At 72.8% G+C, this 12,743-nt stretch carries 14 protein-coding genes; 9 read left to right on the top strand and 5 right to left on the bottom strand.

The window, feature by feature from the left end:
- The first annotated feature begins 4 nt into the window (after positions 1-4).
- The gene (locus tag ACF1AG_RS10540) at positions 5-1,615 is read left to right on the top strand and encodes an amidohydrolase family protein (RefSeq protein WP_391809606.1); all 1,611 of its coding nucleotides are present in this window, start codon (positions 5-7) and stop codon (positions 1,613-1,615) included.
- Between the two features lie 39 nt (positions 1,616-1,654).
- Here the strand turns inward: ACF1AG_RS10540 and ACF1AG_RS10545 are convergent, their stop codons facing one another.
- Complete coding sequence (locus tag ACF1AG_RS10545; protein WP_391809607.1) at positions 1,655-2,590, bottom strand: trypsin-like peptidase domain-containing protein; 936 nt, start codon at positions 2,588-2,590, stop codon at positions 1,655-1,657.
- Between the two features lie 325 nt (positions 2,591-2,915).
- Between ACF1AG_RS10545 and ACF1AG_RS10550 the strand changes: the two genes are divergently transcribed.
- Positions 2,916-4,127 (top strand): pyridoxal phosphate-dependent aminotransferase, encoded by a 1,212-nt coding sequence (locus ACF1AG_RS10550; RefSeq protein WP_387794937.1) that lies wholly within the window; start codon positions 2,916-2,918, stop codon positions 4,125-4,127.
- 104 nt (positions 4,128-4,231) lie between these two features.
- Positions 4,232-4,657 carry a hypothetical protein gene (locus ACF1AG_RS10555; RefSeq protein ID WP_387794938.1) on the top strand — a complete coding sequence of 142 codons (426 nt, stop codon included), beginning with the start codon at positions 4,232-4,234 and terminating at the stop codon, positions 4,655-4,657.
- 152 nt (positions 4,658-4,809) lie between these two features.
- On the opposite strand, the gene ACF1AG_RS10560 is transcribed toward ACF1AG_RS10555, so the two are convergent.
- Both ACF1AG_RS10560 and ACF1AG_RS10565 read right to left on the bottom strand, forming a co-directional pair.
- Positions 4,810-5,097, bottom strand: coding sequence for a DUF397 domain-containing protein (locus ACF1AG_RS10560; RefSeq protein ID WP_387794939.1), 288 nt, complete (start codon positions 5,095-5,097; stop codon positions 4,810-4,812).
- Complete coding sequence (locus ACF1AG_RS10565) at positions 5,078-5,932, bottom strand: helix-turn-helix transcriptional regulator (RefSeq protein WP_387794940.1); 855 nt, start codon at positions 5,930-5,932, stop codon at positions 5,078-5,080. Before ACF1AG_RS10565 ends, ACF1AG_RS10560 begins: the two co-directional genes overlap by 20 nt.
- 158 nt (positions 5,933-6,090) lie before the next feature.
- Here ACF1AG_RS10565 and ACF1AG_RS10570 point away from each other — a divergent pair, with 158 nt between their 5' ends.
- Together ACF1AG_RS10570 and ACF1AG_RS10575 are read left to right on the top strand one after the other, a co-directional pair.
- Positions 6,091-6,294 (top strand): hypothetical protein, encoded by a 204-nt coding sequence (locus ACF1AG_RS10570; protein ID WP_371234221.1) that lies wholly within the window; start codon positions 6,091-6,093, stop codon positions 6,292-6,294.
- Positions 6,294-6,734, top strand: coding sequence for an ATP-binding protein (locus tag ACF1AG_RS10575; RefSeq protein WP_387794941.1), 441 nt, complete (start codon positions 6,294-6,296; stop codon positions 6,732-6,734). Before ACF1AG_RS10570 ends, ACF1AG_RS10575 begins: the two co-directional genes overlap by 1 nt.
- 37 nt (positions 6,735-6,771) lie before the next feature.
- On the opposite strand, the gene ACF1AG_RS10580 is transcribed toward ACF1AG_RS10575, so the two are convergent.
- Both ACF1AG_RS10580 and ACF1AG_RS10585 read right to left on the bottom strand, forming a co-directional pair.
- Positions 6,772-7,203, bottom strand: coding sequence for a hypothetical protein (locus ACF1AG_RS10580; RefSeq protein ID WP_387794942.1), 432 nt, complete (start codon positions 7,201-7,203; stop codon positions 6,772-6,774).
- A gap of 259 nt (positions 7,204-7,462) precedes the next feature.
- Positions 7,463-8,428: a zinc-binding dehydrogenase gene (locus ACF1AG_RS10585; RefSeq protein ID WP_387794943.1), complete on the bottom strand. Its 966-nt coding sequence runs from the start codon at positions 8,426-8,428 to the stop codon at positions 7,463-7,465.
- 80 nt (positions 8,429-8,508) lie between these two features.
- Here ACF1AG_RS10585 and ACF1AG_RS10590 point away from each other — a divergent pair, with 80 nt between their 5' ends.
- From ACF1AG_RS10590 to ACF1AG_RS10605, 4 genes are all read left to right on the top strand, one after another.
- The gene (locus ACF1AG_RS10590; protein WP_387794944.1) at positions 8,509-9,135 is read left to right on the top strand and encodes a TetR/AcrR family transcriptional regulator; all 627 of its coding nucleotides are present in this window, start codon (positions 8,509-8,511) and stop codon (positions 9,133-9,135) included.
- Positions 9,136-9,234: 99 nt separating this feature from the next.
- Positions 9,235-9,840 carry a DUF6058 family natural product biosynthesis protein gene (locus tag ACF1AG_RS10595; RefSeq protein WP_391809608.1) on the top strand — a complete coding sequence of 202 codons (606 nt, stop codon included), beginning with the start codon at positions 9,235-9,237 and terminating at the stop codon, positions 9,838-9,840.
- A 58-nt stretch (positions 9,841-9,898) separates the two neighbouring features.
- A complete protein-coding gene (locus tag ACF1AG_RS10600; RefSeq protein ID WP_387794946.1) occupies positions 9,899-11,098 on the top strand; it encodes an AAA family ATPase in 1,200 nt (399 codons plus the stop codon).
- A gap of 7 nt (positions 11,099-11,105) precedes the next feature.
- Positions 11,106-12,728: a VWA domain-containing protein gene (locus ACF1AG_RS10605; RefSeq protein WP_391809609.1), complete on the top strand. Its 1,623-nt coding sequence runs from the start codon at positions 11,106-11,108 to the stop codon at positions 12,726-12,728.
- Positions 12,729-12,743 lie beyond the last annotated feature (15 nt).

Genomic DNA, 12,743 nt, shown 5'->3' on the forward strand with positions numbered 1-12,743 from the left:
GACCGTGGAAGAGCTCGTCATCCGGGACGCGGACGTCGTCGACGGCTCCGGTGATCACTCCTACCGCGCGGACGTGGTGGTGGACGGCGGCCGCATCGCCTCCATCGTCAAGGAGGCGGCGGACGCGGGCTGCCAGCGTCCGAAGGCGCGGCGCGAACTGGACGCGGAGGGGCTGGTGCTCGCCCCGGGCTTCATCGACATGCACGCGCACAGCGACCTGGCGCTGCTGCGCGATCCCGACCACAGCGCCAAGGCGGCGCAGGGCGTCACCCTCGAAGTGCTGGGCCAGGACGGGCTGTCGTACGCGCCGGTGGACGACCGGACGCTGGGCGAGGTGCGGCGGGCGATCGCCGGGTGGAACGGCCCGGGTGACGACGTGGACTTCGACTGGCGGTCGGTGGGCGAGTACCTGGACCGGCTGGACCGGGGCGTCGCGGTGAACGCGGCGTACCTGATCCCGCAGGGCACGGTGCGCGCGCTCGCCGTCGGCTGGGAGGACCGGGAGGCGACACCCGAAGAGCTGGACCGGATGCGGCAGTTGGTCGCGGAGGGCATGGAGCAGGGTGCGGTCGGCATGTCGTCGGGGCTGACGTACACCCCGGGCATGTACGCCCCGGACGCCGAACTGACCGAGCTGTGCCGGGTGGTGGCGTCGTACGGCGGCTACTACTGCCCGCACCACCGGTCCTACGGCGCCGGCGCTCTGGAGGCGTACGCGGAGATGGTGGCGCTGACCCGGGAGGCGGGCTGCCCGCTGCACCTGGCCCACGCCACCATGAACTTCGGCGTGAACAAGGGCCGGGCGCCCGAGCTGCTGGCCCTGCTCGACGAGGCGCTGGATGCGGGCGCCGACATCACCCTGGACACCTACCCGTACACCCCGGGCTGCACGACCCTGGTGGCGCTGCTGCCGAGCTGGGCGAGCGAGGGCGGCCCGGAGGCGATCCTGCGGCGGCTCGCGGACGAGGCGACGGCGGAACGGATCCGGCACGACCTGGAGGTCACCGGCTCGGACGGCTGCCACGGCGTGCCGGTGGAGTGGGAGACCATCGAGATCTCGGGCGTCGGCGACCCGGCGCTGGACGAGTACGTCGGCCGTACGGTGCCGGAGTCGGCGCGGGCGCGCGGGGCGGCGCCCTGGGCCGTGGCGCGGGAGCTGCTGCTGAAGGACCGGCTGGCCCCGACGATCCTCCAGCACGTGGGCCACGAGGAGAACGTCCGGGCGATCATGCGGCACCGGGTGCACACCGGTGGCTCGGACGGCATCCTCCAGGGCGCCAAGCCGCACCCGCGCGCCTACGGGACGTTCCCCCGCTACCTCGGCCACTACGTGCGGGAGCTGGGGGTGCTGTCGCTGGAGGAGTGCGTGGCGCATCTGACCTCGCGGCCGGCGGCCCGGCTCGGGCTGCCGGACCGGGGGCTGGTGCGCGAGGGGTTCAAGGCGGACCTGGTGCTGTTCGACCCGCGGACGGTGGACGCCGGGTCGACCTTCGCCGAGCCGCGCACGCTTCCCACAGGCATCCCGTACGTCATGGTCGACGGGCGGTTCGTGATCGAGGACGGGCGGCGCACGGACGTGCTGGCGGGGCGGGCGGTGCGCAGGACCCCGCGCTGACCGCCCGCCCTGCGCCGACCGCCCGCCCCGCCGGGCCCGTCAGGGCTTGGGCACGGTGCAGCCGCTCGCGCTCAGGTCGAGGCGGTTGCCGGTGGTGAAGCAGGCGGTGAAGGGGTAGGTCTGCTGGGCGTAGTTGATGCCCTGGCGGACCGTGACACCGCCGTTCGCGTCGACCTCGCACGGGTTGTTGACCGTGCAGCGGCCGCCGTCCTCGTTGCCGGTGTTGTTGACGGCGACCACCGTGCCGGTGGCGTCGTCGACCACCGGGGATCCGGAGGTGCCGCCGATGGTGTCACAGGCGGAGGTGTAGCGGACCGAGTCCTTCCAGGTCCAGTCGCCCTCCTTCAGCCGGTACGCGAAGCCGTCGACGGAGCAGCTGTAGATCCGCTTCCAGTAGCCGGAGACCACGCTGATGGCGGAGCCGGCGGCCGGGCGGGAACTGCTGAGGGTGAGCGGGTCGATCCCGTACGAGCTCTTGATCTGCGCGTACGTGCTGCTCAGGCGGTAGATCGCGGCGTCCGTGTCGGTCATGGTCGCGTAGACCAGCCGGTTGGCGCGCAGGGTGGCGACCTTGGCGCCGGAGGCGTTCAGCAGGCCGAAGGTGCGGCTGGACGCCCGGTCGGTGAGGACCTGGCCGGGCGCGGGGAAGCCGCTCTCCAGGCAGTGGCCGTTGGTCAGCACCAGCGCCGGGTCGGAGGCGGCCGAGTTCGGCATGCGGACGACGGAGCCGGAGCAGTTGCTCAGCGAGACGGTGCCCGCGAAGTTCACCGCGGCCGACTTCGGCGCGGTGAGCCCCGACAGGGTGTCCGCGACGGCCCCGACCGTGTCGTTGACGACGTCCGTCAGCGACGTGGCCGGGGCCGTGCCCGTGGCCGTGTCCGCGCCCGTGGGGGAAGGCGCGGCGGCGACCGCGGGGGTCGCGCCCGCGCCGGCGAGTGCCAGGGCGCAGAGCGCGACGACGAGAGGTTTTCTCATGGGGGTCCCCTCAATGCGGCGTCGGGCGGCCGGATCGCTCCGGCCGCCCACAAAGTTGTCATGCGCATTGTCATCACGGGGACGCCGGGCGGGCAAGGACGCGTTTTCCCCGGTGCCGGCAGGGCGCGGGACGGCCTACAGGGTCAGCCCTGGAGCTGCGGAAAGAGGGGCCGGGCGCGGGGAGGCCCGGTGTGGAGGCGATGAAGGCGCACGCCCACGATCGTCACGCGGAGGAGTCCGCGCAGGACAAAAACACCCGAACCGACGCGTCTCACGTGGCGGAAAACACGGCCCGAAGGGCCATACCGGGCCGTAAGCTCCCAGCATGCAGGTGATCCAGTCGACCAAGCTCGCCAACGTCTGTTACGAGATCCGGGGCCCGGTGCTCGAGGAGGCGATGCGGCTGGAAGCGGCCGGTCACCGCATCCTCAAGCTCAACACGGGCAACCCGGCGGCGTTCGGCTTCGAATGCCCGCCCGAGATCCTCGAGGACATACTGCGCAACGTGTCGTCGGCGCACGGCTACGGCGACGCCAAGGGCCTCCTGGCCGCGCGCCGGGCCGTCGTCATGCACAACCAGACCCTCGGCATCGAGACCGACGTCGAGCACGTCTTCATCGGCAACGGCGTGTCCGAGCTGATCGTGATGGCGATGCAGGGCCTGCTCGACGACGGCGACGAGGTACTGGTCCCCGCCCCCGACTACCCGCTGTGGACGGCGGCCGTCTCCCTCTCCGGCGGCACGGCGGTGCACTACCGCTGCGACGAGCAGTCCGACTGGATGCCGGACCTCGCCGACGTGGAGCGCAAGGTCACCGACCGCACCAAGGCCCTCGTCATCATCAACCCGAACAACCCGACCGGCGCGGTCTACGACGAAGCCGTCATCAAGGGCCTGACCGACATCGCCCGCCGCCACAACCTGCTGGTCTGCTCGGACGAGATCTACGACAAGATCCTCTACGACGACGCGGAGCACGTGCCGACCGCGAAGGTCGCCCCCGACCTGCTCACCCTCACCTTCAACGGCATGTCGAAGGCGTACCGGGTGGCCGGCTACCGGGTGGGCTGGATGTCGATCTCGGGCCCGCGCGCCCACGCCGACTCCTACATCGAGGGCCTGACCGTCCTGGCGAACATGCGCCTGTGCGCGAACATGCCGGGCCAGCACGGCGTGGTCGCCGCGCTCAGCGGGCGCCAGACGATCAACGACCTGGTGCTGCCGGGCGGACGGCTGCGCGAACAGCGGGACGTGGCGTACGAGCTGCTGACCCAGATCCCGGGCGTGAGCTGTGTGAAGCCGAAGGGCGCGCTGTACCTGTTCCCGCGTCTGGACCCCGAGGTCTTCAAGGTCAATGACGACCGGCGGATGGTGCTGGACCTGCTGCGCCGCGAGAAGATCATGGTCGTGCAGGGCACCGGCTTCAACTGGCCGGAGCCGGACCACTTCCGCGTGGTCACCCTGCCCTCGGTCACCGACCTGCGGGACGCGGTCGGCCGTATCGCCCGCTTCCTCGACGGCTACAGCCAGCACTGAGGCCCGCACACTCCGCACGGAGGACTGATCACTTTCGACCTTGGGTCAACTTTAGACAGAATCTAAGCTAGGATGGTTTCCTGTCAGCACCCAGGAGGCCATCCATGTACGAACCGATCCGCTCCAAGTCGGTCCACAGCACGATGGCCGGCCCTGACGACTTCCCCCACAGGTCCCGCGAGGAGGAGCTGGACATCCAGCTCGCGGGCCATCTCGCCGCGCTGCTCACCGTCACCGACGAGCTGCGCGTGGCAGTGCCCTCGGCCGATCTGGACACCGCGGCCGAGCGGCTCACCCAGGAGATCGCCCGCCTGCGGGGAGGACGTACGCCGGCCCGTGCGACGACGTCCACGCGCGGCCGCGAGCCGGACGCGACGGCCCTGCACCGCAAGGCGCACGCGCTCGCCGGACGCGCCCTGGTCGTCGCCGCGTCCCGCGCGGACACGGCGGCGGCGATCCTGGCCGCCGAGCGGATGGACGCGCACACCGCGGCTCTGAAGCCGCGCCCGCTCGCGTCCACCGCGCACTGAGCCCCCCGCCGGGGCTCCCCACATACGGCCCCGGTCCGCGCGCAACCCGCAGCGACGCGCGGACCGGGTGCCCCTCACGTCACAGGTCGGCCCGCGTACACCGACGCGCCAGGGCCCGCAGATCAGGCGGGCCCCGGGAAACAAGGTGGTGATTACGGCTTCTGCATCTTGAGGGAGGCGACGAACGACGTCCAGGCCTGGGCCGTGACGGTGAGGACCGGGCCGTGGGGGACCTTGGAGTCGCGGACGGGGACGACGGCGGTGTGGGCGTCGCAGACTTCGAGGCAGTTGCCGCCGTCGCCGTTGCTGTAGGTGCTCTTGCGCCAGCGGGCGGCGCCGGGGAAGGCCTCGGCTACCTCGACGCAGTCGCCGCCGCTGCCGTTGCTGTACGTACTCTTGCGCCAGGCAGCTGTACTCAAGTCAATTGCGTAGCTTGCCATTTCTGCCATCCTCAGCCGCTTGCTCAACCAGGGCGAGGGACGCCTCCGGAGGTAGCGCGGCGGCCCTGAGCAGATCGTACGACCTGCGGTACTCCTTCACGAGGCCCGGATCGTCGATGGTGTCCCCGCTGTGGAGTGCCTCTGTGTAGACCAGCGGTGGCGCGTCGGGGAACGTCATGATCTTGGCAGTGCCCAGCATGAACGGATGCGCCCCGCAGTTCCACGGAAGGATCTGGGGAACGATGCGATGCCGCCGGGCCAGCCCTGCAATGTGCTCCCACTGTTCGGCTGCCTGGTCCGGCGGGACGATCGGCTGGCGGAGCAGGGACTCGGACAGGATGGCCCAGTACACCGGAGTCTTGTGGTTCTCCTCGAAGAGACGGGCTCGTGCCAGTCGGGCGGTGGCCTTCTCCTCCACCTCCTCGTCCGGTGCCAGCGGATGGGTCGCCCTCACCACCGCCCGCGCGTAAGCGTCCGTCTGCAACAACCCCGGAATCAGCGTCGGACACCACTCCTCGATGGTCTCCGCGTGCTTCTCCGCCTCCAGCACCCGCTCGAAATAACTCGCGTGCCCCCGCCGCTTCGCCCGCCGCACGTCCTCGCACCGGCGCCGGAAGAAGCCGTCCGTGCCGAGCACCTTGTCCACGTGCTCGGCCAGTTCCGCCGGCATCCGGCGCGTCCCCCGCTCGATCTCGCTGAGGTGGCTCGGGCCGTAGAAGCTGCCCTCGACCAACTGCTGGAGGGTGAGCCCCGCTTCCTCCCGTTTCCAGCGCAGTTCGCTGCCGTAGAAGGTCGGGACGCCCGTCGAGCCGTCGATGTCCTTGCGCTGCCCCATCGTTCACCGTCCATGGGTTGCCGTTACCGCCCGCTCCCCCTTCCCACACCACATACGTGCAGTTCAGGGCCGGGATGCCGAAGGTCTGTCACGCTACGCCGACCGGCGGCACAGTGTGAGCGGTTCGTCACACAGCGCACTGGAAGGTGTGAACCCCCATGCACAGCACCACCGAAGCCGACGCCCGCGCCGAGGAGTTGCGGGCGGCGCTCGCCGCGCACGGCATCACGCTGCCGTCCCTCGGCGTCGACCTCCCCGCGTTCGCCTCCCGTTGCCCCGTCCGGCCGCTGATCGCCCTCGGCAACTGCAACCTCCTCACCGCCCAGGCCCTCACCGCCGCCCTCCGCAAGGGGGCCGCGTGATGCGACCGGCCACGACGCTGGAACTGCTCGCGACACCGGCCGAGGTGTCCGGCGTACGGCGTGCCCTGAGCGCGTACGGCGCCGACGTCCAGCTCTGCGCGAGCGAGCTCGTCACGAATGTGGTCCAGCACCTCGGGGAGGGCGTCCCCGTCACCGTCCGGGTCTGGTGCGACGACGGCGGGCGCACGCGCCTGGAGGTGACCGATCCCGACCCGCGTGCGCTGCCCGTCCTGCGGGCGTCGGTGGGCGCCGACGAGGAGTCGGGGCGGGGGCTGGCGCTGCTGGACGCGCTGGCCGCCAGGTGGGGCGTGGCGTACGGGCCCGGCCGCGGCAAGACCGTGTGGTGCGAGCTGGAGGCGGGTGCGGGCGACGGTGCGGAGCCCGTGGTATCCGCCGGAGGGCCCGGTCGTACGGCTACCGCGGGCCGCGACCCGCGGTAGCCGTCCTGCTGCGGGACGGCCCCCGGTGCACGGCCGGTCAGCGCGCGGTCCGCCGGGACCGGCCGTGCAGGGTGAGGTAGAAGGTGCGCAGCGACTCACGCCGGCTGCCCGCCTCGAAGCAGTTGCGGACCTTGCCGAGAGGGTTCCACACCCGCCCGTCCGGCATCCGTACACCGACCGGCTGCACGAAGTAGGCCCGCCGGTCGGCGTCGAAGTCGATCCAGGTCGCGCCGGCCCGGCGGACCAGCACCTCTCCCACGTACGCTCCGAGCCCCGCCAGCACACCGCTCACCCGGGCCTCGTCCGCTCCGTGCTTGCGCAGTCCGTCGATCAGGAAGTCGACAAGGCGGAGGCTGGCCTCGGAGTAGTCCAGAGGGAGCCGGTTGCCGGCGGTGGTCCGTCCGACGAAGGCAGCGGCGCGCGCCCGCATCTCCTCCGCGTGCATCAGGTGTTCACCCACGTCGCTCACGGGACCACTCCGTTCCGCCGGAATCGGGGAGAACGTTCGCCCGTTCCCCACGAAGTCCAGCGGAACCGTTCGCGGAAGCGTCACGACCAACGGACGTGCGGAATGCCACAGGAAAGCATGCGGGTGCGGGTACAACCTTTGCGTCCGCTGTGCGTCCTGGACCGTCCGGCGCGGGTGGGACTGGCCCCCCGACGGCCCCGGCTCGTGTGCCTTCACACACAGAGCAGCACCTGGACCAGGCGTCCCTTCACGTCCCGGCTCAGGGTGTGAGCACCACCCGCCCGAACACCTCCCCCGCGTCCATCGCGCGGTGGGCGTCCGCGGCCCGGTCCAGCGGCAGCACGTCGTGCACGACGGTGCGCAGCTCCCCCCGCGCGGCCTCGGCGAACTGCTGCGCCCGTACGGCCTGACGGTCGGGGACGGGCACGGTGTCGGCGCTGAAGGTGGCGAACGACAGCGACTTGCGGAAGCCGTGCATCAGCCGCGCGCCGAAGTCCTCCGGCGGCTGCCCGCCGACGACGCCGGCCAGCACGTACCGCCCGTCGGCGTGCAGCGCGTCCAGGGCGTCCGGCAGTCCGGGCCCGCCGACCACGTCGATCACGACGTCGAAGCCGGTGGGCGCGTCCGGGTCGCCGCTCTTCCCGGAGCGGTCGAGCACATGGGTCGCCCCCAGTTCCCGCAGCCGCGCGCCCCGCTCCTCCGACGAGGTGGTGACCGCCACCGCGCCCGCACCGCCCCGCGCGGCGAGCTGCACCGCGGTGATCCCGATGCTGCCCGCCGCACCGCGCACCAGCACGGTCTCGCCGGGCGCGAAGTGGGCCTTGCGCAGGGCGAAGTGGGCGACGATCCCCGAGCCGCCGAGGGTCACCGCGTCCGCACCGCTCAGCCCGACGGGCAGCGCGAGGACGTCCTCGACACGGGCGACGGCCCGCTCGGCGTACCCGCCGGACAGCCCGGTGAACGCCCACACCCGCCGCCCGGTCCAGGAGGCGTCCACGCCCTCCCCCACGGCGATCACGGTCCCCGCGATCTCGCTCCCGAGGAGGTGCCCCTCACGGAACCCGTGCTCGGCGAGCGCACCCCGGCGGATCACGGCGTCCACCCCGCCCACCCCGATCGCCTCGGTGGCGACCAGCACCTGTCCCGGCCCGGGCACCGGCGCGGGAAGGCCGACGACCTCCAGCCCCTCCGGCGCTCCGAACGTCCGGATCACCACGGCTTTCATCTCTGCTCCTTAAAGTCGGTGGCAGCACCGCCGTCGGACCGTAACGGACGCCCCCGTCCGCTCGACCGAAGTGAGAGACGATGACCACCGAAGTGCCTCACCACCCCGTCCGCTCCGACGCCCGCGACAACCGCGCCCGCATCCTGGAGGCGGCACGCGCGGTGTTCGGCGAGGAGGGCCTGGGCGCGCCGATGCGCGAGGTCGCGCGGCACGCGGGGGTCGGTCCCGCCACGCTGTACCGGCACTTCCCGGCCAAGCGGGACCTCCTCGCGGAGACCTTCGCCGAACAGCGGCGCGCCTGCCGTACGGCGGTCAGGGACGCCATCGCGGACCCGGACCCGTGGCACGGGTTCCGCACCGTGATCGAGCGGATCTGCGAGCTGCATGCCCGCAGCCGGGGGTTCGCGGACGCGTTCATGACGGCGTTCCCGGAGGCGATGGACTTCACGGCGGACCGGGAGCGGACGCTGCGCGCGGTGGCGGAACTCGCGCGGCGGGCGCGGGAGACGGGCCGGCTGCGGCCGGACTTCGTGGTCGACGACCTGGTGCTGGTCCTGATGGCCCACCGGGGCCTCCAGGACACGCCCCGCGAGGCACGGGTCGCCGCCTCCCGCCGTTACGCGGCCTACGTCATCGAGGCGTTCCGCGCGACACCGACGCCGGAGGCGGCGACTCCGCTGCCGCCGGCGCCCCGTCTGTCCACGTGAGGGACTCCGTCCACCGTTCGGTGAGCGCCGAACCGTCCGGCCCGTAGCGTCCGGAGTCCCGCGCGGGAGACGCCCGCGCCCAGACGCAGGAGGCGCCCCGTGCCGGAGACGCATCTGAAGGAGCAGCTCGCCGAGCGGTTCCGGGAGATCAACGGGGACCACCCGATGACCGACGCGGACGACGCCTACGTCAGCGCGCAGTTCGTCGTCCTGGAGGAGCTGTGCGCGGCGCAGGACCGCGACACCGACGCGGTGCGGCGGCTGATGCTGGACGGGCGTCTCCCACTCCCTGGCTATCTGCGGTCCGACGGCGCCGAGATGGTGCCGGCCGATCTGTTCGCGCTCGCCGACGAGGCCGGCGGCGTCGGCCTGCTCGAGGCGTGGTTCACCGCCCACTGGGCCGACCAGGTCGCCGGGAAGGCGGAGTGGAGCGCGTATCTCAGCGGACGGTACGTGTGTCTCCGCTCGGTGACCCCGGCCACCATCCGGCGGAAGGACCAGCTGACGGCCGCGATCGGCGCCGCGCTGGAGGAGCCGGACGCCGATGCGGTGCGGCTGCATTCCCTGGCCGACGAGCTCGACGCCCTGGAACCGGCGTTCACGGACTACGACCGTCTCCGGTTCGGCGGGCCCACGTCCCGCGACACCTGCATCGACGCGGTGCGCGCCCGCTTCCCGCGCCCGGACGGGCCCGGGCGTAGGTAGCGTTGGCCGCACGGGTGACCGAGGTCGCCTCTGGTGCGGGGACGGGGAGGGACACGGGATGGCGGGGGACGCGCAGGACACGGCGCGGCGGCTGCGGGCGGTCTGCGAGGAGCTGTCGGAGCGGTTCTTCGAGCGGGACGACGTGGTACGGACGCTGGTGGTGACGCTGCTGGCCGGGCAGCACTCGCTGCTGCTGGGACCGCCCGGCACGGCCAAGTCGGAGCTGGCGCGGGAGCTGACGGGCCGGATCGACGGGGCCGCGTACTGGGAGATCCTGCTGTCGAAGTTCACCGCGCCGACGCGGATGTTCGGGCCGATCGACGTGGCCGCCCTGGCACGGGGCGAGTACCGGCAGGTGTACGACGGACGGGCGACGACCGCGCACGTCGCCTTCATCGACGAGATCTTCAAGTGCTCCACGGCCGCGCTGAACGAGACGCTCGGCTATCTCAACGAGCGGATCTACCACCCCGAGAACGGCGGCGCCCCGATCCACTGCCCGCTGATCGGCGCGATCACCGCGAGCAACGAACTCCCCGACGGGGAGGACTCCGCCGCGATCTACGACCGTCTGCTGGTGCGGATCGAGGTCGGCTATCTGGAGGACCCCTCGAACTTCGCCGCGCTCGTACGGTCCGCCGTCGGCCGCCCCGCCGAACCCGCACCCCGCACCACCCTCGAACTGCCCGCGCTCCGGCGGGCGGTGACCGTGGGCGTCCCGGCGGTGGGGGTGCCCGACGCGATCGTGGACGCGGTGGTGACGCTGCGGGCCGCCCTGCGCCGCAAGGAGCTCGTCGCCTCCGACCGGCGGTGGCGGCAGGGGGTCGGGCTGCTCCAGGCGTCCGCGTACCTCGACGGGCGGGCCGAGGTCGCGGAGACCGACCTGTCCGTGCTGACCCACGTGCTGTGGGACTCCCCCGCCCAGCGCCCGGTGGTGGAGCGCGAGGTGCTGAACCTGGTGAACCCGGACGCCCGGGAGGCCCTCGACCTGGCCGACGTCGTCGAGGAGCTGGAGGCGCAGCTCGACGCGATGGCCGGGCAGTCGCGGGAGGCGCTGAGCGAATGGGTCATCAAGAACGCCCACCACAAACTGGCCATGGCGGGCAAGCGGCTGGAGCGGCTGCGCGAGGAGGCGGCGGGGGCCGGACGGTCCACGGCGACCATCGACCGGGTGACCGGCCGCCAGCGCGCGGTCCGCGCCCGGGTGCTCACCGAGGCGCTGGGCGTGGACGCGTCCATGGTGCCGACCCGGCTCTGAGGCGCGCATGGACGAGGAGACCGAGCAGCTCAACGCGCTCACGCAGCACGCCGGCCGGTGGCTGGCCCGCTCCGCCGGCCCCGCCGAACGGCACACGACGGCCGTGGTGGCGGGCCCGTACGACCGGGTGGCGTGGCGGGACGTCCACGCGCAGTCGGCGGCGCTGCGCGAACTGTCGGCGCAGCTCCTCACCCGGCACGCACACGCGCACGACCTTCTGGCGGACGTCTTCCTGTGCGCGTACCAGGCGGCCCCCCGCCTGCGGGAACGCGCCGTCATGACCCCGTCCCATCTGGTCCACCACCAGGTGGTCACCGCACTCACGCAGTCCTCCGACTTCGCCGCCCTGCGCCGGGACACGGCGGGCGACGCCTACGCAGCCGCCATGGCCGTACTCGCCCAGGCGTCCGCGCTGCGCGGGCTGCTGGAGCGGTCGCGGGAGGCGAGGGAGCGGACCGGGCGGGCGGACCGGGCCCGGCAGGAGGCCGAGGCCGCCGCGGCCGCCGTGGGCGAGGCGCTGCGGCAGGCCGCCGAGGAGGCCGACGGGCAGAGGGTGGTGCCCGCGTCGGCCGCCGCCGCCGTACGCCGGGCGGTCGGGGCGGCCGAGGCCGCCGAGGACGAGGCCCGGCGGGAGGACGGCGCCGCCGCGCAGGCGATGGCGGCGGCGGTTCCCGGCATCAGGTCAGCCGCCCGGAACGCGGCGTCCGCGGCGGCCCGGGCCGTGCGGCAGGAGGCCGCGCTGATGCGGGCGTGGGGTGTGGAGGCGGGCGAGACGGAACGGATGCCGTTCGAGGAGCGCGCCCGCCTCGCCGAACGGCTGCGCTCCGGGCGGCTCGCGCGGTGGGCCGAACTGATCGGCCGCTTCCGGCAGATGGCGGCCGGCGAACGGGCCCGCAAGGTGGAGCACGCCACCGGTGAACTGGTCGGCGTCGCCCTCGGCGACGATCTCTCCCGCGTCATCCCCTCCGAGCTGGCGGTCCTCGGCGTGCCGGAACTGCGCGCGGTGTTCGCCGCGCGGTACGCCGCCGGGGAGCTGATGCTGTACGACAGCCGGGGCGAGCAGGGCACCGGCAAGGGCGCGGTGATCGCCTGCGTGGACACCTCGCACTCCATGTACGCGGAGGGGCCCGGCGGGATCACCCGGGAGGCGTGGTCCAAGGCGTGCGCGCTGGCCCTGCTGGACCAGGCGCGCCACGCCGGCCGGGACTTCGTCGGCATCCTGTTCTCCGCCGCCGACAGGCTCCAGGTGTTCCGCTTCCCGGGCGACCGGCCGGCCCCCGTCACGGATGTCCTGGACTTCGCGGAGGCGTTCCTCGGCGGCGGCACGGACTTCCAGCGCCCGCTGGGCACGGCCGCGAAGATCCTTGAGGAGGAGTTCGACTCCGCGTCCCGCGCCCGCGGCGACATCGTCCTGATCACCGACGACGCCTGCGAGGTCTCGGAGAACTGGACCCACCTGTGGAACGAGATCAGACGCCGCCTGGGCTTCCGCCTCTTCGGCATCGCCATCGCCACCCCGGACACGGCCACCGCCTCCGGCTCGGTCCTGGAGTCGCTCTGCGACAACCTCCGCACGGTCGAGGACCTGACGGACGTCCACACGACGGCGGACCTGTTCCGCGTGATCTGAGGAACGCGCGGGTGC

The organism is Streptomyces sp. NPDC014764, from assembly GCF_043082785.1.
In the GTDB taxonomy this organism is placed as follows: Bacteria; Actinomycetota; Actinomycetes; order Streptomycetales; family Streptomycetaceae; genus Streptomyces; species Streptomyces althioticus.

Coding starts and splice junctions, on each gene's coding strand:
- ACF1AG_RS10545 (WP_391809607.1), bottom strand. CDS start 2,590: ATGAGAAAACCTCTCGTCGTCGCGCTCTGCGCCCTGGCACTCGCCGGC.
- ACF1AG_RS10550 (WP_387794937.1), top strand. CDS start 2,916: ATGCAGGTGATCCAGTCGACCAAGCTCGCCAACGTCTGTTACGAGATC.
- ACF1AG_RS10555 (WP_387794938.1), top strand. CDS start 4,232: ATGTACGAACCGATCCGCTCCAAGTCGGTCCACAGCACGATGGCCGGC.
- ACF1AG_RS10560 (WP_387794939.1), bottom strand. CDS start 5,097: ATGGCAAGCTACGCAATTGACTTGAGTACAGCTGCCTGGCGCAAGAGT.
- ACF1AG_RS10565 (WP_387794940.1), bottom strand. CDS start 5,932: ATGGGGCAGCGCAAGGACATCGACGGCTCGACGGGCGTCCCGACCTTC.
- ACF1AG_RS10570 (WP_371234221.1), top strand. CDS start 6,091: ATGCACAGCACCACCGAAGCCGACGCCCGCGCCGAGGAGTTGCGGGCG.
- ACF1AG_RS10575 (WP_387794941.1), top strand. CDS start 6,294: ATGCGACCGGCCACGACGCTGGAACTGCTCGCGACACCGGCCGAGGTG.
- ACF1AG_RS10585 (WP_387794943.1), bottom strand. CDS start 8,428: ATGAAAGCCGTGGTGATCCGGACGTTCGGAGCGCCGGAGGGGCTGGAG.
- ACF1AG_RS10590 (WP_387794944.1), top strand. CDS start 8,509: ATGACCACCGAAGTGCCTCACCACCCCGTCCGCTCCGACGCCCGCGAC.
- ACF1AG_RS10600 (WP_387794946.1), top strand. CDS start 9,899: ATGGCGGGGGACGCGCAGGACACGGCGCGGCGGCTGCGGGCGGTCTGC.
- ACF1AG_RS10605 (WP_391809609.1), top strand. CDS start 11,106: ATGGACGAGGAGACCGAGCAGCTCAACGCGCTCACGCAGCACGCCGGC.